General features: G+C 46.5%; 19 protein-coding genes. 18 read left to right on the top strand and 1 reads right to left on the bottom strand.

The window, feature by feature from the left end; translation table 11 throughout:
- Window positions 1-136 precede the first annotated feature (136 nt).
- Window positions 137-1075: an aldo/keto reductase family protein gene (locus BLS14_RS12990; protein ID WP_072733682.1), complete on the top strand. Its 939-nt coding sequence runs from the start codon at window positions 137-139 to the stop codon at window positions 1073-1075.
- A gap of 132 nt (window positions 1076-1207) precedes the next feature.
- Here BLS14_RS12990 and BLS14_RS12985 read toward each other — a convergent pair whose 3' ends face one another.
- Complete coding sequence (locus BLS14_RS12985; RefSeq protein ID WP_090952071.1) at window positions 1208-2335, bottom strand: GGDEF domain-containing protein; 1128 nt, start codon at window positions 2333-2335, stop codon at window positions 1208-1210.
- A gap of 275 nt (window positions 2336-2610) precedes the next feature.
- On the opposite strand from BLS14_RS12985, the gene BLS14_RS12980 reads away from it, so the two are divergent.
- The 17 genes from BLS14_RS12980 to BLS14_RS12900 all read left to right on the top strand — a co-directional run bounded on the left by BLS14_RS12980 (window position 2611) and on the right by BLS14_RS12900 (window position 18200).
- Window positions 2611-3006 carry a Fur family transcriptional regulator gene (locus BLS14_RS12980; RefSeq protein WP_063567221.1) on the top strand — a complete coding sequence of 132 codons (396 nt, stop codon included), beginning with the start codon at window positions 2611-2613 and terminating at the stop codon, window positions 3004-3006.
- Window positions 2982-3788: a winged helix-turn-helix transcriptional regulator gene (locus tag BLS14_RS12975; RefSeq protein WP_072733680.1), complete on the top strand. Its 807-nt coding sequence runs from the start codon at window positions 2982-2984 to the stop codon at window positions 3786-3788. Before BLS14_RS12980 ends, BLS14_RS12975 begins: the two co-directional genes overlap by 25 nt.
- A gap of 315 nt (window positions 3789-4103) precedes the next feature.
- Window positions 4104-5567 carry a catalase gene (locus tag BLS14_RS12970; RefSeq protein WP_090952068.1) on the top strand — a complete coding sequence of 488 codons (1464 nt, stop codon included), beginning with the start codon at window positions 4104-4106 and terminating at the stop codon, window positions 5565-5567.
- Between the two features lie 248 nt (window positions 5568-5815).
- Entirely contained in the window at window positions 5816-6232 is a 417-nt protein-coding gene (locus tag BLS14_RS12965) for a BlaI/MecI/CopY family transcriptional regulator (RefSeq protein WP_063567224.1), read from the top strand.
- A 1-nt stretch (window position 6233) separates the two neighbouring features.
- Window positions 6234-7094: a M56 family metallopeptidase gene (locus tag BLS14_RS12960; RefSeq protein ID WP_063567225.1), complete on the top strand. Its 861-nt coding sequence runs from the start codon at window positions 6234-6236 to the stop codon at window positions 7092-7094.
- A 40-nt stretch (window positions 7095-7134) separates the two neighbouring features.
- Window positions 7135-7545: a DoxX family protein gene (locus BLS14_RS12955; RefSeq protein ID WP_176854493.1), complete on the top strand. Its 411-nt coding sequence runs from the start codon at window positions 7135-7137 to the stop codon at window positions 7543-7545.
- 224 nt (window positions 7546-7769) lie between these two features.
- Window positions 7770-8471 (top strand): pirin family protein, encoded by a 702-nt coding sequence (locus BLS14_RS12950; protein WP_090952065.1) that lies wholly within the window; start codon window positions 7770-7772, stop codon window positions 8469-8471.
- A 48-nt stretch (window positions 8472-8519) separates the two neighbouring features.
- Window positions 8520-8855: a hypothetical protein gene (locus tag BLS14_RS12945; protein ID WP_063567228.1), complete on the top strand. Its 336-nt coding sequence runs from the start codon at window positions 8520-8522 to the stop codon at window positions 8853-8855.
- Between the two features lie 241 nt (window positions 8856-9096).
- Window positions 9097-10050: an ABC transporter permease gene (locus BLS14_RS12940; RefSeq protein ID WP_063567229.1), complete on the top strand. Its 954-nt coding sequence runs from the start codon at window positions 9097-9099 to the stop codon at window positions 10048-10050.
- Window positions 10047-11015: an iron chelate uptake ABC transporter family permease subunit gene (locus BLS14_RS12935; protein WP_269453530.1), complete on the top strand. Its 969-nt coding sequence runs from the start codon at window positions 10047-10049 to the stop codon at window positions 11013-11015. Before BLS14_RS12940 ends, BLS14_RS12935 begins: the two co-directional genes overlap by 4 nt.
- Window positions 11009-11767: an iron ABC transporter ATP-binding protein gene (locus tag BLS14_RS12930; protein ID WP_063567230.1), complete on the top strand. Its 759-nt coding sequence runs from the start codon at window positions 11009-11011 to the stop codon at window positions 11765-11767. Before BLS14_RS12935 ends, BLS14_RS12930 begins: the two co-directional genes overlap by 7 nt.
- A gap of 41 nt (window positions 11768-11808) precedes the next feature.
- Window positions 11809-12795, top strand: a complete 987-nt coding sequence (locus tag BLS14_RS12925; RefSeq protein ID WP_090952062.1) for a siderophore ABC transporter substrate-binding protein — start codon at window positions 11809-11811, stop codon at window positions 12793-12795.
- Window positions 12796-13099: 304 nt separating this feature from the next.
- Window positions 13100-14560, top strand: coding sequence for a spore germination protein (locus BLS14_RS12920; protein WP_240321539.1), 1461 nt, complete (start codon window positions 13100-13102; stop codon window positions 14558-14560).
- Between the two features lie 4 nt (window positions 14561-14564).
- Window positions 14565-15764 (top strand): Ger(x)C family spore germination protein, encoded by a 1200-nt coding sequence (locus tag BLS14_RS12915; protein WP_176854491.1) that lies wholly within the window; start codon window positions 14565-14567, stop codon window positions 15762-15764.
- Complete coding sequence (locus BLS14_RS12910; protein WP_063567234.1) at window positions 15757-15978, top strand: hypothetical protein; 222 nt, start codon at window positions 15757-15759, stop codon at window positions 15976-15978. The genes BLS14_RS12915 and BLS14_RS12910 overlap by 8 nt, the downstream gene beginning before the upstream one ends.
- Window positions 15979-16028: 50 nt before the next feature.
- Window positions 16029-17234, top strand: coding sequence for a GerAB/ArcD/ProY family transporter (locus BLS14_RS12905; RefSeq protein WP_176854488.1), 1206 nt, complete (start codon window positions 16029-16031; stop codon window positions 17232-17234).
- A 129-nt stretch (window positions 17235-17363) separates the two neighbouring features.
- Window positions 17364-18200 carry a uroporphyrinogen-III synthase gene (locus tag BLS14_RS12900; protein WP_063567236.1) on the top strand — a complete coding sequence of 279 codons (837 nt, stop codon included), beginning with the start codon at window positions 17364-17366 and terminating at the stop codon, window positions 18198-18200.
- Window positions 18201-18363: the final 163 nt, after the last annotated feature.

Raw genomic sequence — 18363 nt, 5'->3', positions numbered from 1 at the left:
TCTTTAGCGGAGCTTTTCATATTCATCCCTATCTATTTCCCAAATTCTTCTCCAAAGCCCTTTTAATCCGAGCCGAATACGATACAATAGAAAGGGAACTTCATCATTAATCAGTTTAGAGGAGGATGTGCATTCAATGGAATACCGTAGATTAGGTGGAAGCGGACTGAAAGTAAGCGAGATTAGCCTGGGTAGCTGGCTGACATACGGAGGATATGTGGAACGTGAAAACGCGGTGAAATCAATTGAAGCCGCATTCGATGAAGGCATCAACTTTTTCGATACAGCCAATGTGTACGAGCGGGGTGCAGCAGAAGAACTGCTGGGGCAGACGTTGAAAGCGTATTCCCGCGATTCCTATGTCCTTGCAACCAAGGTTTTTGGCAAAATGGGTGACGGTCCAAATGACCAAGGGTTATCACGTAAACATATTAAGGAACAATGCGAAGCCAGCTTGCAACGGCTAGGTGTTGATTATGTAGACATATATTATTGCCATCGCTATCATACCGAAACACCGATTGAAGAGACACTGCGAGCACTTGACGATCTGGTGCGTCAGGGCAAGGTGCTCTACGTAGGTGTTAGTCAATGGACCGCGGCACAGATGGAAGCTGCGCTGGGTACCGCTGACCGCCTGTTGCTGGATCATATCGTGGTGAACCAGCCGGTATACAACATGTTTGACCGTTACATCGAAAGTGAAATCATCCCTTTGGGTGAGCGCAAAGGTATTGGACAAGTCGTCTACTCCCCGCTTGCACAAGGATTGTTGACCGGGAAATACACTTCGGTGTCCGATATTCCCGAGAACAGCCGGGCAGCGAAGCTGGGATGGGATGAAGGGAAAATTAATGCTGACCGGATTGGCAAGGTTCGTCAGTTGATTGAAGTGGCGGAAAAGCTGGACTTGAAGGTTGGTCAATTGGCTCTGGCGTGGATTCTGCGTCAAAATAACGTGTCCAGTGCGCTTGTAGGGGCAAGTCGCCCTGAGCAGGTGAAAGAGAACGCTGCCGCTTCCGGTGTGAAGCTGGATGCTGCCATCGTTGAAGAAATCGAACAAATCTTAGCTTAAGGCGAACTCAACCTCACAGGTTGCTTTTTACCCGTACGCGAGTTGATTCGAATGCTGCAAAATGTTGAGATAAGAAAGGGATGTCCTGGCTAGCCTGATAGGCTATGAGGACATCCCTTTTTTGGTTTGAGATTAGAATGGGCTTTGGCCGCCGGAGAGCGACCTGGAACGCAGCGGAATGGCACATACGCGGTTCCTGCCCGTATTCTTGGCTTCATATAATGCACGGTCTGCCTGTTCAAAGAAATCGTTATCATCCCGGTCGTCGCAGTGATCCGGAAAAACTGCGACCCCTATGGAGATGGTCAGTCGGATCGTATTGCCATCAGGCAGCGCAAAATGGTACTTCTCGACCGATTGTCTGATGGACTCGGCAATGGCCATGGCTTGGTGATGACCACAATCGAGCAATAGTATAGCGAATTCCTCGCCTCCGTTTCGAGAGACGATATCCGCTGAGCGGGCATGCTCAATGAGCAATTGTCCGAGTTGTTTCAGGACCGCATCACCTGAAGTATGACCGAAAGTGTCATTTACTTTTTTGAAACGATCGATGTCGATGACCAGCAGGGATAGTTTTTGCTTGTACTCACGAGCCCGTTCCAGTTCCAACTCAAGTGATTTCTCAAATTGTCTGCGATTACTGAGATTGGTAAGATGGTCGGTGGTTGCTTTTCGTTCGAGCAGGAACAACATCTCATTCGATTTATTAATGAATTCTGCGATGAAATAAATAAAGATTCCACCGACAAAAGAAATGGTCATCTGTAAAGGATATACTTTCATTAAAGAGTTCATGCTGGTTGTATTCAGCATCAGGATCACAAAGATCAGCGTCATACCCAGCAGGTTCATGGTAATAATTTTGGTTAATCTCGACCAGGGAGCATAGGCAAAATATACACCGGACAGTCCGATGATCGTCATGACGAATGCTGCATCGATGGCAGCGGATGACATTCCAAACATGACAATACGAAGGATGGAAATGACAAGTCCCGAGATGACCGAAGCCAGTCCTCCTAAATATACGGCTGCTGTGACGATAGCCAAATGACGCAAATCCACAATGGTAGTTTCATTTAAAGGAAAGGAATAATTCATCAGTACCGTTCCATAGATCCCGAACAGCAGACCACCGATCATCTGAACACGCATCGAGGGAAAGGGCACCCGGATACGATAGAATTTGGCTATGATTCCGGACACATACATGAACGTGATCATGACACAGAGATTGACGAAAAACGTGCTTAGCAACAAGCATCCCCCCTTTAGCGCACATTACTATATTTTAGCTGAAAAGCAGTATAGTAGCGAACCATATTATCCCAAATGAGAGCAACGGATGCTTAGAAGAGGCTTGGCTATAAGTATTCATGAATAAAATAGTCGGATATTGACTTCATTGTGCAATGAGATTTATACTTAATCTAAATCAAAATTGATTTTAATGTTTCAGGGAATCATAGCAATCAGTAGATTGCTGTGTCATCTTATATACTATTGAATGGGTTAATAAAGGAGAATTGCTGGTGAGAACTCTAAATCTGACGATACAGCGTCAAGCCGTTTACGATGTAGTCCGTCATTCCGAAGACCATCCAACGGCAGCAGAAGTGATGAACCGTCTGGTGGAGCAAGGTTATAATTTGGCTTATGGTACGGTATATAATTCACTCCGATATTTAACGGATAAAGAGTTGATTCGAGAACTCAAGTTAGGCGAGACGGCCAGTCGTTATGATGCCCGCATGGACGATCATCAACATATTATGTGTGAAGTATGTGGCAAGGTGGATGAAGTCATGACGGAGGTTCCTCCGCAATGGATGAAGCAAGTCGCGGAGGAAACCGGGTATGCGATTGATCACGCTCATGTGGTCTTTGGAGGTGTCTGCGCGGAATGCAGAAACAAACGGGTCAAGTAAAAATCAACCTGTCCGGTCGTCGTTTGCCGCTCCGGGTCAAGCCTGCCCTTGCGGATCCAACTCCCCTTGTGGATAATTGCCCGGTTACGAGACGGGTCATTCTGATTAGTCCTATGCCAGGGCAAGTACATGAGCTGGTTAAGGCACTTACGGATAGCTGCTTCGATGTGCTGGTGTTCCACCGCTGGGAACCAGATTTGCATGAACGGCTTGTATTTGATCTGTTGATCTATGACCTGTCTGTTGCTGGAACCATTGATGCTTTTGCCGGTATCAGCAGCCGATTGAATCGTGAAGCGGAACATGCAACACCCTGTCTGTATCTGGTGGGGGAGAAGATGATTGGCAGTGCCAGTGGCCCGATGCTTCAGGAGGAATTACTGGTCTGGCCAGCCCGTCCGCAGGAAGCGTTGTATCGTGTGCAACGCATGATCGGCAACAGTCCTGCAGCACCGAAACGTGGATTTCTACCTCAGGAAGGCCAACGCATCGCTTTCAAGGATCTATGGCTGGATCGTGAGCGGATGAGTGTGCACCGGAACAATGACCGCATTCACCTGACCAAGACAGAGTATGATCTGCTGCTGAAGCTGATTGATGCCAAAGGTGCAGTGATTTCCCGTGAGGAGATGCTCAGCGATATTTGGGAGACTGATTTTACGGGTGGAAGCAATGTGGTGGATGTTCATATCAAAAGCTTGCGCAAAAAACTTGGCGATAACGCGGCTTCGCCTCAATATATAGTAACGGTAAGAGGAGTGGGCTACCGCCTGGCGGATTAGTCCGCTTTTTTTTGTGTGGACACATTGTGCTGTTCATGTCACTCGTATGCGGGTATATCCACTAGAGAGAGTAGATCAAGCAATCGGAATGGATCAATGCTCATCTTACTCCAAGTTGATGTTCATATTTCATTCATGAAACGAACAAGAAACTCATCTTAATCTCATACGAACCTCATGCAAGGGGCGAGTGGGACATGTTAGAATCAATTTAACAGTTAGATCAAGTCTAAATGTATATTTAAAGCAATGGCGAATATGATTTTAATAGAGTATATACAGCAGGCATGAGACCAACATGAGGAGGATAACGATATGACAGAACGCATGACAACCAATCAGGGCGCACCCGTAGGTGACAACCAAAACTCCCGTACCGCAGGAAGAAGAGGCCCCACATTACTTGAGGATTATCATCTGCTTGAGAAGATCGCACATTTTGACCGTGAACGTATTCCGGAACGGGTCGTTCATGCAAGAGGTGCGGGTGCACATGGCGTGTTTACGCTGGAGAAGAGCATGAAGGCTTATACGACAGCCGATTTCTTACAAGACCCGGGCACAGAGACGGATGTACTGGTGCGGTTCTCCACGGTAATTCACGGTACGGGTTCACCGGAGACAGCGCGTGATCCACGTGGTTTTGCCGTGAAGTTCTACACGCGTGAAGGGAACTATGATATTGTGGGTAACCATTTGCCTGTCTTTTTCATCCGTGATGCCATGAAGTTCCCGGATATGGTTCATTCCCTGAAGCCTGCGCCAGATACGAATATCCAGGACCCTGCACGCTACTGGGACTTCATGACACTGTCACCGGAGTCGACTCATATGATGACTTGGTTGTTCTCCGATCTGGGTACGCCAGCAAGTTACCGTGAAATGGATGGATTCGGCGTACACGCCTTCAAATGGATTAATGCTCAAGGGCAAGTCTATTATGTGAAATACAAGTGGGAATCGGCTCAAGGCGTGCGAGGCTTCTCACGTCAAGAGGCAGCTGAGGTACAAGGACAGGATTTCAACCATGCCACCCGAGATTTACACGATCATATCAAAAACGGTCAATACCCGCAGTGGAAGCTGCAGGTACAGTTGCTGAAGCCGGAGCAGATGGATGATTTCGCCTTCGATCCGCTCGACCCAACCAAGACTTGGCCGGAAGATGTACTACCGTTCCAGACGATCGGAACCATGACATTGAACCGTAATCCACAAAACTTCTTCGCAGAAGTGGAGCAAGCAGCCTTTTCACCAAGCGCTTTGGTGCCTGGAATTGAGCCTTCCGAAGATAAATTGCTGCAAGGTCGTCTGTTCTCTTATCCGGATACACAGCGCCACCGGCTCGGACCGAACTATTTGCAGATTCCGGTGAACTGCCCTTATGCTCCGGTTCGCAATCATCAGCGTGATGGATTGATGAATGTGAGTCAGGACCCGTCCCCGGTAAATTATGAACCGAACAGCTCGGGCAACAGCCCGGAAGAAGCACCGGAATACCGTGACAGCCAGGTTCCGTTAGAGGGTCATGTTACGCGCGAGAAAATTGAGAAGACCGATAACTATACGCAGTCAGGGGAGTTGTTCCGTTCATTCACGGCGGTGGAGCAGCAACATTTGCTCGATAACCTGATCAATGACCTGAAGGCAGTACCGGAACAGACCCAGCTTCGTGCTTTATGCCATTTCTTCCAGGCAGATGGACAGCTCGGTGGTCGTTTGGCTCATGGACTTGGTGTGGATATCTCCGCATTTATGCCCTCACAGGATCGCAATTAAATAAAAGCACTGATTTCATCATTATTTCAGAAATGAATAATCGATTTATGAATTAGACCGGGCAGGACTGCAGAATAGCAGACCTGCCCGGTCTTTAGGCTTTTTTCAGCTATAAACCGAACTTGTGCATCAAAATGATGTTCTGAAATGGAAAACATATTTACAAATCATTTACAATAAATAGCTGACATAGAGGTTGACTTCTCGTTTGTTGGCACTACAATGAGTAGTGTGAGGGGTGTCTGAACATGAGAATACACAATTTTAAAGTGGGTGAGCGTGGGCTGAACCGGTTTTTCGGTCCGCTGGAGGCGAAGATTATGGACATTTTATGGGCGCGTCCAGGCAGCAGCATTCGCGAAGTACAAACCGCACTAGAAAAAGATAAAGACGTTAATTTCAATACAGTCATGACGGTGATGAATCGCCTCGTGGACAAGGAGCTGCTCCACAAGTCGCAGAAGGGCCGAACGTCACTGTACCACCCGGTACAGAGCAGGGAGGAGTTTATGAACGACCAATCCAAGGAATTGTCACATGAGTTGGTGGATGAATTCGGGGCACTTGCTGTGAATCACATGCTGGATGCGCTGGATGAAGCAGATGCAGGGTTGATTGAGCGGCTGGAACAGAAGATTAAGCAATGGAAAAAGGATAGCGATTGACATGTGGAAGGCCCGCTCGAAGCTGTTGTTTACCGTCGGGTTTGGCATTCCGTTATTCGTGTTCATGCAGATGTTCATGTACGCGATGTACAAAATATTTGGTTGGGACATTCCGTTTAATCTGCTCTGGCTATGTAATCACTGGATGAGCAGGCTGGGTTGGTTATCCATGGGGCATGTTCTTATGGCACTGGTGCTCCTGACGTTTGCCGGTACAGGCTGGCTGCTGTTCGATCGCATGATCAAGACAAGTGCAGCGGTACGGAAGCTTCGGTCGTTGGAAGACGGGGCCATGTCTCGTAAACTTGAGGCGCGGTACCGTCAACTGAAACAACCTCGATTCATTGTGGTGGACAAGCCGTCACCGGTTGCATTTACGATTGGTCTGTGGAAACCCTGTATTGTGCTTTCCACAGGGCTGCTCACGATGCTGGATGCTGAAGAAGAAAGAGCAGTTGTGTACCATGAGGTGCATCATCTGTGGCATCGTGATCCACTCAAGACGACATTGCTTTCGGTATTTGCCGTCATGATGCCTTATATTCCGGTGTTGAAGCATACTTCAAAACATTACAATATCATTCGAGAAATTCTGGCTGACAATGAAGCGATTGAACGTACGGGGAACGCCGCGGGCATTGGCAGTGCATTGCTCAAACTGATCCGGGCTTGCCCTGAACCTTGGAGGATTAGAGAGACAGCTATTCAATCGTCTTTTGCCGATACTTCGGTGAATGTACGTATTTCCCGTCTATTAGACCCGGAACAGGATGTTACGCTGACGCTTCCCCGCTATGCGGTATTCATTTCTGCCACAGTGATCCTGCTGCTGTCTGTCTTGTTTGTTTGGTCAATTGGTTGAAATTTAACGTTGAACTTAAACTCCAAGGAGGAAGATGATTATGAATAGAAGTATGGAGATTGGGTTATTTTTCTCAAGGATCATGATTGGTCTCATCTTTGTATTACATGGTTGGAGCAAATTCGAAGGTGGAATTAGCGGTACAGTCGGTTTCTTTGAAAGTATCGGCATTCCTGGTTTTCTGGCATCGGTTGTGGCGATCATTGAATTGGTGGGTGGTGCAGCCATGATTCTGGGGTTAGGAACACGTGTATTTGCTGCATTGTTCATCGTAGTTATGGGTGGGGTTCTGCTTACTGCCAAAGTAGGGCAGCCGTTCATGAGTGGTACCGAGCTTGATTACCTGCTGCTGGCGGGTTCATTGACACTACTCTTCACAGGCAGCCGTTTCCTGGCGGTGGATCATTTCTTCTCTAGACAAGGGAACGCTCGACAGAATGTGAGTGCATAACGGGTATATCACCATCGAGTAGGGATGGACTAACAATTTCATTCAAGCAGGTATATCCTGTATAGAAGCCTTTTCTCGCTAGTTCGGATACGCGTAATTATACGTGTGAACCATTCGAACCGGGAGAAGGCTTTTTGTTTTGGACGAAAAGCCCATCGATTTGGTACAATGAGAATAAGTATGCTACTAAGAAAAAATAAGAGAACATATAGGAGGATGTCTTTATGATTAACGTCATTCCATCCGATTCCCGTTCCAGCTTCGACCGGGGCTGGCTGCGCGGCAATCACAGCTTTTCCTTTGGTGAATACCAGGACCCGGAGAATACTGCGTTTGGACCCATGCGGGTAGCTAACGATGATGTAATTGCCCCTGGTCGTGGTTTCGGGGCACACCCGCATAGTGATATGGAGATTGTGTCCATCGTGCTGAACGGGAAGTTGCGTCATGAAGATAACCTGGGCAATGTGGCTGTTACATCATTTGGTGGAATTCAGCGCATGTCAGCAGGCAGTGGCATGATCCATACCGAACACAATGCCTCCGATTCTGAAGAAGTGCGTATATTACAGCTTTGGTTCATGCCACATACGAAAGGGCTTGAGCCGTCTTATGAGACAACTTCTTTTGATCCAGACGCACTTGCGGGAGCACTCGTACCCGTGGTATCCCCTGAAGGTGGGGCGCGTATCGCATCCATTCAACAGGATATGACCATCTATCTTGGCCGATTGGCTGCAGGTCAGACTTTAACATATGAACAGGCTGCAGATCGCCGCATGTACATTTTTGCCATTGAAGGAAAGCTTTGCTTGAACGGAGAGTATCAGCTAAATGAAGGGGATACGGCTCGTGTGGAACAGACGACATCCATGAACCTGGATGCAAGCGAGGACGCTTTCTATATGTTGATCGATCTGCCCTAGATTACCGAAATGGATTGAAACTCCAAGATCAAAGGAGGAATTACGTTTATGACGCAGCAGGAATGGTTCATGGTTAAGCATGCAGTGACAGGGCGAGGGTTAGTGAACAGCAAAACAGATTCGATGTCCTATCGCTATCAAAGAGAAGGCACTGGGTTTGTTTTTACCGTTACGGGTCTGGAACAACAGGTTGTAGATAGCATTATGGAGCTTAGACAGGAGCTCAATGTGTTTCGATTTGTACAGCGTAAAGATCAGCCCTTGGTGAAGCACTGGTATTACGTTCAGGGAGACCGGGTGCAGTATGATGGAGAAAGCCATACATTGACGATATATGCGGAATCTGAGATCCGCTATGTTCCTGAAGATTATTTTGCCGACTAACTGAATCATTAAAAAGGCCTTCCAATTGGAAGGTCTTTTTCCTTATATACAATTAAATTTGAATTATATGTGTTTCAGGTTGTTTCATGAAATTTAGAAAAAGAGAAGTAGAGGAAGGTTGACATGACGAAATTAATATCGATATAATTACTCTAATTGATAATGAGTATCAATATCAAATCTAACTAAGTAGAGCAGCTACAAGTGTTTTACGGCTATTGGTGAGGGGATTAGTAGAGAGATGAAGTTAGGCTATATGTTGATCGTGCTGGCTTTTTTGTCTATCGTATACCTGTTTATTGGCAATTCAGCAATTTCGCCCATGGATATATTTCATTTGACCCCAGTCCAGCTTCAGGTGTTACAAGTCAGTCGTTTTCCCCGTCTAGTCAGCATCCTTGTCGCAGGTATCAGTATGAGTGTCATTGGACTAATCATGCAGCAGCTGACACGCAACCGATTTGTTTCTCCGACAACGGCCGGAACAATGGACTCAGCCCGGTTAGGTATCCTTGTTACTTTGATGTGGTTTCCCGGTGCTTCTCCACTGCAAAAAATGTTGGTCGCTTTTGCCTTCGCACTGGCTGGAACGCTAATTTTTATGCGGATACTGGAGAAAGTCAAATTCAAAGATACGATATACATTGCTCTCCTTGGTTTGATGTTTGGCAATATTGTAAGTTCAGTCACGACCTTTTTTGCTTACAAAAACGATTTGATCCAGAACATGTCGTCCTGGCTGCAAGGTGACTTCTCCACGATTATGAAGGGACGTTATGAACTGATCTATATCAGTATTCCGCTGCTCATTATCGTATATCTGTTCGCTAATCGCTTTACACTTGCGGGCATGGGTGAAGATTTCTCAACCAACCTTGGACTGGCTTATCGTAAAGTGGTTAATCTCGGACTGATTCTGGTTGCCATGGTTTCAGCGGTCGTCATTATTACCGTAGGTACAATCCCGTTTCTGGGTCTTGTAGTACCAAATATTGTGACGTTGTATAAGGGGGACAACTTGCGGGATACATTGCCTCATACGGCAGTGCTCGGTGCGATTTTTGTTCTGGTCTGCGATATTTTGGGTCAATTGATTATTTATCCTTATCAGCTCTCCATCAGTTTGACTGTGGGAGTTGTAGGTAGCGTGCTGTTTCTGTATTTATTGCTTCGAAGAAAGGCTTATGAATCATGAGAATGAAGTATACGGCGAATACCTGGAAGTTTGGCATTTTGATTGCAGCGGCAGTGTTGTTAATTGGTGTATTTCTGGTCATTCAATCCGGGGGCAACTGGGATTATATTCTGCCTCGCAGAGGGAAAAAGATTCTTGCCATTGTGCTCACAGGTGCCTGCATCGCGTATTCCACTGCCATTTTCCAAACGATAACCAACAACCGAATTCTTACACCTGGCATTATGGGGCTCGACTCCCTGTATATGTTGTTTCAGACCTTTGCCGTATTTGTGTTTGGGAGCACGCATATCAGCTTTGTGAACAAAAATCTTAACTTTGCGGTATCTGTTCTGTTAATGAGTCTGTTTGCTCTACTCCTGCATCAGTTCATGTTCCGTAGAGAACGGGGGCGCAATATCTATTTGCTGCTGCTCGTTGGCCTTATTCTGGGTACGCTGTTTCAGAGCATGTCCTCCTTCATGGAGGTGCTGATTGATCCCAATGAGTTCCTTGTGCTACAGGGCAAGATGTTTGCGAGTTTTAACAATGTGAATACGGATTTGCTGATCATCTCAATGGTGGCCATTATTTTGATCCTGCTGTATGCACAGAGGTTTACCAAATATCTCGACGTACTATCCCTCGGCAAAGATCACGCGGTTAATCTTGGCGTGGACTATCAATACATCGTGAAAAGGTTGCTGCTGGTTGTGATGGTTCTGGTGTCGATCTCCACAGCGCTGGTCGGCCCAATCATGTTCCTGGGACTGCTGGTCGTGAATCTGGCGCATCAGATATTCCGATCACATCGTCATAAAGTGCTGATCTGGGGTTCAGTCATTATAGCCGTGGTTTCATTGGTCGGTGGACAGCTCATTGTAGAGCGAGTATTTACTTTTGCTACTACAGTAAGTGTCATTATCAATTTTGTAGGCGGTGTGTACTTCATCTATTTACTGCTAAAGGAGAATAAGTCGTGGTAGAAGTCAGAAATGTAACCAAACAATACGGCGGCGTCCGGGTAGTGGATGACGTATCACTGAATATTGCCAAAGGGAAAATCACTTCATTCATTGGTCCCAATGGTGCAGGCAAAAGCACACTGTTATCCATGATCACCAGGCTAATCAGCAAGGATACAGGACAAGTCCTGATCGAAGGGCAAGAGATTGAAGGCTGGAAGAACAAGGATCTGTCCAAAAAAATATCAGTTCTCAAACAATCCAATCACATAAATATCAGGTTGACTGTGGAGGATTTGGTTGCTTTTGGCCGTTTTCCTTATTCACAAGGAAGACTTACAGCAGAGGATCGGCAGTGGATTCAGGAAGCCATCGATTATATGGAGCTGGCTCCATTCCGCAAAAAGTATTTGGATGAGCTAAGTGGTGGACAGCGACAGCGGGCTTACATTGCCATGGTTATCGCGCAGAATACCGAGTATATTCTCCTTGATGAACCCTTGAATAATTTGGACATGAAACATTCGGTGCAGATTATGAAGGTGCTTCGCAAAATGGTGGATGAATTGGGCAAGACGATTGTTATTGTCATTCATGACATCAATTTTGCCTCCTGTTATTCAGACTATATCGTTGCACTCAAAGATGGGCGTGTCGTGCAGGAAGGTAAGACGGAAGACATCATTAATACAGATGTATTGCAGAAAGTCTATGACATGCACATCCCTGTGCAATGGATTGATGGGCGTAAGATTTGTGTGTATTTTGCTTGAAAAAGTTAAACCAATATAGAGAGAGCGAGAGGTGTCTATTTATGAAAAAGGGTTGGTTGTTTACGTTGCTTGTGGTGTTGTCGGTTGTTCTGGCAGCTTGCGGTGGAAGTAAAACAGCAGAAAATACAGGTGCCAGCAGTGGCACAGGATCAGAAGCGAATGCAGCAGCAGATCAGTCCAATGATGAAATCGTCATTAAACATAAACTTGGCGAAACAACAGTGAAGAAGAATCCGGAGAAAGTGGTTGTATTCGACTATGGTGTGCTGGATACATTGGATCAGCTTGGGGTAGAGGTTGCCGGTGTACCTCAGGAGGGAGTTCCCTCTTATCTGGAAAAGTATAACGATGCAAAGTACGCCAATGTTGGCGGTTTGAAAGAGGCTGATTTTGAGAAAGTAAATGCTTTGAAGCCTGACCTGATTATCATCTCAGGACGACTGCAAGACTCCTATGAAGAGCTTAGCAAGATTGCACCGACCATTTATATGGCCGTAGATACAGAAGATTATATGAACTCCCTGACTTCGAATGTGAAGACGCTTGGAGAGATCTTTGGGAAAGAAAAAGAAGCAGAAGAGGCACTCGCATCCATTGATAGCTCCGTTAAAGCTTTAAAAGATAAAGTAACGGCTGCTGGAAAGAATGCACTGGTTGTTCTGACGAACGAAGGCAAATTGAGCGCTTATGGTGCCGGTTCCCGATTTGGTATCATTCATGATGTGTTCGGTTTTACTCCGGCTGATGCAAATATTGAAGTGTCGACCCATGGACAAAGCGTTTCATTCGAATATGTTATGGAGAAAAATCCGGATTATCTGTTCGTGGTAGATCGGAGTGCAGTGGTTGCAGGCAGTGGTGAGGCAACGCCTGCCAAACAGGTGGTCGAGAATGATTTGGTCAAAAATACGAATGCTTATAAAGACGGACACATTGTTTATCTTGACCCAGATTACTGGTACTTGTCCGGCGGTGGTTTGGAATCCATTCAGGAAATGATTAAAGAAGTGGACAAGAGTATCAATTAAGTGAATGAAGATTTGATGCAAACTTTTGATGAAGCCCCAAAGGTCTCTGTAATTCATACAGAGGCCTTTTTTGTTGTCTGAAATGAAGAAGCCATTGGAAATTTTATAAAAAGACCACATAATTCTGCGCGCTCTGGCACAAGCTACCTTGTATAAAAAAACAGGAACGGAGGGGCGGCATATGGCGGACAAAACATCAGGGAAAGATGGTTCCAAGGATTCAGAAAAGAAGAAACACATCCCCTTAGGGCTGCCGTCTCCCCCTATTCTGAAGCAACCGATAGGCCTTTCACATGAAAGCCATATGTTGGCACTGGAAGACATTTTCTCGGATTGCTCGGATGTGATCTTCCGCAATGTCAAGATTTCACCTGAAGTGGAAGGACTACTGGTGTACATCGAAGGCATCGTGAATTCGACGGATATTCAGGATCATATGCTTCGGCCTCTGATTCGTGGTCTGATCGAACAACGAACCGATGAACCTGCAGCTCCTCTGGATGATACACGTATCGCCCTGACGCAGGTGAAGAAAGTGGATACCTGGGCAGACGCAGCGGATGGTGTGCTTGAATCCTCTGCACTTCTGTTGATCAACGGAAGCAAGGAGGCTTGGCTATTCAACGTCAAGGGCGGCATGCGGCGCGGTGTCGAGGAACCCCAGACCGAGTCGGTTATCCGCGGGCCACGCGAAGGCTTCACCGAAACATTGCGCGTGAACACAGCTCTGCTTCGTTTCAAGCTGAAAACACCTGGGCTTAAGATGTTAAGCATGACGATTGGAACCGAGACCAAAACCAATATAGTCCTGTCCTACATCGATGATATTGCCGATCCCAAGCTGATTAAGGATGTCAAAAAACGCCTCAACAAGATTAAGATCGATGGGATTCTTGAGTCCGGGTATATTGAGGAATTGATAGAGGATCATCCGTATTCCCCTTTTCCGCAGATGCATTATACCGAACGTCCAGATACAGTTGCAGGTAACTTGCTGGAAGGGCGATTTGCCATCTTTGTGGATGGTAGCCCGTTTGTCCTTATAGCCCCAGTAACCATGTGGCAGATGCTTCAGGCGAGTGAGGATTATTACGAACGGTTCTTTATCAGCAATCTGGTGCGGTGGATTCGGTTTTTGTTTGTAGCTATCGCGCTATTTCTGCCTGCACTCTATATCGCCATTACAACCTTCCATCAGGATATGCTGCCGACCACGTTGATTCTGAGTATTGCCGGGGCAAGGGAGGCCATTCCGTTCCCTGCACTGGTTGAAGCCCTCATTATGGAGCTATCATTCGAGGCTTTGCGAGAAGCGGGGGTCAGGTTACCCAAAACGGTAGGTCAGGCCGTCAGCATTCTGGGGGCACTCGTGATTGGACAGGCAGCGGTTCAAGCGGGTATCGTCTCTGCACCTATGGTTATTATCGTATCCATGACAGGGATTGCGTCGTTCACGATCCCTCGTTTTAACTTTGCCATTACGGTTCGTTTACTGCGTTTTCCCATTATGCTGCTTGCCGGAGCGCTTGGTTTATACGGCATTGTGTTCGGACTGGTGCTGATCTCGGTTCATCTGACGCAAATGACTTCTTTCGGTGTACCGTATTTGTCGGGCCTCAGTCCCTACAGCAAAAAGGATACCAAGGATATTGTTATTCGTGCACCATGGTGGAAAATGATCAATCGTCCTTCAACGGTTCATCGTGACCAGCAGCGGATGAATGAGAAAATCAACGGTTCACCTGAAGCTGAGGAGGGGTGGTAAGCACATGTTTTTTGTCCATAAACGGCATGTTGTCGCCATCATGCTCCTATGTACCATTTTCATATCAGGGTGCTGGGATCGGAAGGAAATTAATGATATCGCTTTTGTGATTGGTCTCGCCATCGACAAGGAAGAGGATAATTACAGAACCAGTCTGCAAATTGCCCTTCCCGGCCAATCCGGTTCCACTGGAAGTGAGGGTGGTGGTGGGGGCACAAGTGGCGATAAATCGTGGTTCATGTTATCCAATACAGCCAAAACGTTGCGCGGAACATCTATTGAAGGCCAAAAGGCACTTTCCCGTGAGCTTTATTATGCACATCGGCGTACCATGCTGATCGGAGAGGAGCTTGCACGTGAAGGCGTTGCTCCCATGCTGGACCTACTTACGCGTTACCCGCTTAACCGACTCTCTGCTCTACCGATTGTTACCAAAGGTTCTGCTTACAAGGTGCTGAATACCGATGCGCCGATTGAAAAATTTCCTTCGGAAATGGTACGTGAACTGTGCTTTCTGAATATGCGCAGACCACGTTCTCTCAAGACATTCACGGATGCGATTCTTTCCGAGGGGGTAGATCCATTCCTGCCTGTCGCCTCGACCGTTGACAATGTGCCGAGCAACTGGAAGGACGTCAAGACGAACATCAAGTTGGATGGACTCGCCATCTTTAAGAAGGACAAACTGATAGGCATGATTGAAAAAGCGCCTGCTGGTGCACTTATACTGGCTATGGGTGAAGCCAACGAGCCAGAAATTATGGTTAAGGCTCCTCGTGGGAAAGGTGATATTTTCATCAAGCTGAACGAAAACAACTCTACATTACATCCTCATATTGAAAATGGAAAAATATCGGTGACGATTGAACTTTATGCCAAGGGAGTCTTGGTGGACAACGAGTCGAACTACGGTGACCTGAGAGAGCAAGAGATTAAGAACCTGAATCAAGCACTTCATCAGAAAATCCAGGATGACATCAAGGAAGGGATAAGGCTGATTCAGAAAGAATATCCTGCCGATATTTTGGGTTTGGGTCGCTCGATTCACCAACATCTGCCCAAAGAATGGGACAAGGTTAAGGATCGTTGGGATGATATTTATCCAAGTGTAAAAGTTGTGGTTGAACCACATATCGTTATTGAAAATGTAGGAGTTATCAACAAACCGTTTGGATTACCTGAGGAGGATATTGTCCATGATTAAGCCGCTGCTGTTCACTTATTTGGGTATAGTCGTTGCCGTAATCATCATGGACTTCAAACATTTGAAGCAGGCAGCGGCTATTAATCGCTGGTTATCCTACGGACTGATCGCCATCAGCGCCGGGATTTGGTTCTATGTAACGAATTTGAGCAAAACAGTCTTCGTCACGACATGGCTTACCCAATTCATTCAGCGGTGGCTACCGTTACCATAAGGCTTTTTCAACGAATAAGCATGAAAGATAAGACAGAAAGGAGGTATTCCATGAATCAAAAAGTGACCAGTCGTCAGTTGGTGCTGCTCATCATGCTGCTCAGTATTACAGGTACGTTGATTCAGCCCCATGCACAAGCCATCTTTTATGCTGAACAGCACGCCTACTTATCCTATATCCCCGTGTTTCTTGTCATGGTGGCATCCCTATGGATGTTAAGCCGTGTTCAGCGACGGTTCCCCGATCAGGATCTGTTTGAATCTCTGGTGGAGCGTTTCCCCTTTTTGGGACGTGTGACAGGACTGTTGTATATCCTGTTTTTTCTCTTTATATTTGCCCGTGATATCCGCCTAATCGGTGACTATGTAAGCATTACCTTGCTGGAGACGACCCCGATTTCCATAATTTTATTGACCCTGTTGGTCATGGCTGTTTTTATCGTGAGGGGAGGGCTAGGGTCCTTAATTGGGATGTCAGAGCTGTATGTTACTTTGTTTATGCTGAATTCGTTAATTTTGCCGTTTATGCTCATTCAGCAAATAAACATGGATAATCTCATGCCGTATTTTGACATTGATGTTGCGGGTGTTGGCAAAGGAAGCTGGTACATATTTTCCTTTTTTGGAGAGATGATTGCAATTCCCTTTGTAATTAAGGGCAGTGATTTCCGATTCAAGTCGGTCATGTGGGGGATTACGATCGCAGCCCTGTTAATGATTCTGATTATCGTCGAAACTATCCTGGCAGTGGGGGTACCCATCGCATCCAGGTTGGTATATCCCTCCTATGAGCTTGCAAGACAGCTGCAAATCAGTGATTTCCTTGATCGGTTTGATCTTGCACTAGCAGCGGCAACTCTACCTACAATGATTACCAAAATTGCATTTGACCTGTACTTTGTCTGTTGGGGAATGAAACGAATGATTCCAAAAGTTTCAGGTAAAGTGATGACAGGACCCGTGGCTTTGGTTGGTTACGTGTGTAGTTTCTGGTTTTTCAAAAACGCGGTTCAGCTCTTTCGCTTTACACGAGAATGGACATGGATTGGGATTGTGTTCGAGATACTATTTCCCATCATACTCTTTGTGTTCCTTCGTCCTCGCAAAAAAGATGCGAAAAATCGCCGAGCAACGGATGACCAGAAGCAAAAGCAGCAACCAAAAGAGGATAAACAAGGGAAAGCATCACAGGAACGAGATGAGCCTGACAAAAGTAAACGTGATGGACATCAGGGTGGAGAACTACAGCCTTCCTGATATATCCCATCAAAAATCGTTATAGATGAACCGCCGAAAAGAGGGGAAACTCGGTTTCCCTCCATAGAAGTACCCTGTATACTGTAGTCAGACTGATGACTTTCGGCTGAATTAACGGGGGGAACATGGATGGCTCAACATTTGGCAGGTATACGCGTAGCATTGACCGGACCACGAAAATCCAAAGAGATGTCTTTGCTGGTTGAGAAAATGGGCGGGATTCCACTAGTCCGACCTGCACAGGGAACTGTTTTTCTGGACGATCGTAATATTCGAGATGGTCTGGTATCCTGGATATCCGACCCGCCAGACTGGACGGTATTAACCACGGGTATGGGATTGGACGCTATTTTTGATATGGCTGAGGATATGGAGATTGCTGATCAATTGCTGGACGTATTATCGGAATCCTTGATTGCTGCAAGAGGGTACAAAACAGTCAATGCACTCCGGAAACGTAAACTGACCCCGCTGGTACGGGATGATGATGGCAGCACAGACGGGCTGATTCGTGAATTTGCGCCTCATGAACTTAAGGGACAGAAGGTCATGTTGCAACTGCATGGGGAAACCGCGCCCAAGTTGGTCGGTTGGCTGGAGGAACAAGGGGCGCAAGTACGTCAGGTGCTTCCTTATCGTCACGTCCCGCCCGAAGAGGGCGAACTGGAACAGTTGTTGAATGAAATTTTGCTGCATGAGGTGCATGCTGTCGCGTTTACTAGTGGGCCGCAAGTGCGGTTTTTGGTTGAATACGCGGCGTCAAAGGGCAAGCTCGAATCCATGCAGGAAGCCTTCCGGCAAGGCGTAGTGCCTGCTTCGGTGGGTAGGGTTACGGCAAACGCAATGCGTGAAGAAGGTATTGAGGCGCTCGTAGTCCCAGAGGATGAGAAGATGGGGGCACTAATCGTTGAACTGGGGCGTTATTACGCTGCCCGATCTGCGGACAAGGCTCAACTGCTGCAATAATATGTGATCCCGCCTGGAGTCATATTAAGCGTTGAATGAAACGCATTTAAGATGCCAAGTTGTTCCCGGTTCTGATCCGATATATGGATCAGAACTTTTTTTTGTTGCTTGTCTCTGTGATCGGTTCATTCCCTATAAGCTGAATGAATCTGATTCAAGGGAA

The organism is Paenibacillus sp. OK060, from assembly GCF_900101205.1.
GTDB classification, from domain to species: domain Bacteria; phylum Bacillota; class Bacilli; order Paenibacillales; family Paenibacillaceae; genus Paenibacillus; species Paenibacillus marchantiae.
The sequence above is the reverse complement of the archived record's forward strand: the minus strand, read 5'-3'. Positions and strand labels throughout refer to the sequence as shown.

What these genes read in the sequence shown, in the direction of transcription:
- BLS14_RS12990 (WP_072733682.1), top strand. Translation starts at nt 137, where the DNA reads ATGGAATACCGTAGATTAGGTGGAAGCGGACTGAAAGTAAGCGAGATT.
- BLS14_RS12975 (WP_072733680.1), top strand. Translation starts at nt 2,982, where the DNA reads ATGCAGAAACAAACGGGTCAAGTAAAAATCAACCTGTCCGGTCGTCGT.
- BLS14_RS12970 (WP_090952068.1), top strand. Translation starts at nt 4,104, where the DNA reads ATGACAGAACGCATGACAACCAATCAGGGCGCACCCGTAGGTGACAAC.
- BLS14_RS12965 (WP_063567224.1), top strand. Translation starts at nt 5,816, where the DNA reads ATGAGAATACACAATTTTAAAGTGGGTGAGCGTGGGCTGAACCGGTTT.
- BLS14_RS12960 (WP_063567225.1), top strand. Translation starts at nt 6,234, where the DNA reads ATGTGGAAGGCCCGCTCGAAGCTGTTGTTTACCGTCGGGTTTGGCATT.
- BLS14_RS12955 (WP_176854493.1), top strand. Translation starts at nt 7,135, where the DNA reads ATGAATAGAAGTATGGAGATTGGGTTATTTTTCTCAAGGATCATGATT.
- BLS14_RS12950 (WP_090952065.1), top strand. Translation starts at nt 7,770, where the DNA reads ATGATTAACGTCATTCCATCCGATTCCCGTTCCAGCTTCGACCGGGGC.
- BLS14_RS12945 (WP_063567228.1), top strand. Translation starts at nt 8,520, where the DNA reads ATGACGCAGCAGGAATGGTTCATGGTTAAGCATGCAGTGACAGGGCGA.
- BLS14_RS12940 (WP_063567229.1), top strand. Translation starts at nt 9,097, where the DNA reads ATGAAGTTAGGCTATATGTTGATCGTGCTGGCTTTTTTGTCTATCGTA.
- BLS14_RS12935 (WP_269453530.1), top strand. Translation starts at nt 10,047, where the DNA reads ATGAGAATGAAGTATACGGCGAATACCTGGAAGTTTGGCATTTTGATT.
- BLS14_RS12925 (WP_090952062.1), top strand. Translation starts at nt 11,809, where the DNA reads ATGAAAAAGGGTTGGTTGTTTACGTTGCTTGTGGTGTTGTCGGTTGTT.
- BLS14_RS12920 (WP_240321539.1), top strand. Translation starts at nt 13,100, where the DNA reads ATGTTGGCACTGGAAGACATTTTCTCGGATTGCTCGGATGTGATCTTC.
- BLS14_RS12915 (WP_176854491.1), top strand. Translation starts at nt 14,565, where the DNA reads ATGTTTTTTGTCCATAAACGGCATGTTGTCGCCATCATGCTCCTATGT.
- BLS14_RS12910 (WP_063567234.1), top strand. Translation starts at nt 15,757, where the DNA reads ATGATTAAGCCGCTGCTGTTCACTTATTTGGGTATAGTCGTTGCCGTA.
- BLS14_RS12905 (WP_176854488.1), top strand. Translation starts at nt 16,029, where the DNA reads ATGAATCAAAAAGTGACCAGTCGTCAGTTGGTGCTGCTCATCATGCTG.
- BLS14_RS12900 (WP_063567236.1), top strand. Translation starts at nt 17,364, where the DNA reads ATGGCTCAACATTTGGCAGGTATACGCGTAGCATTGACCGGACCACGA.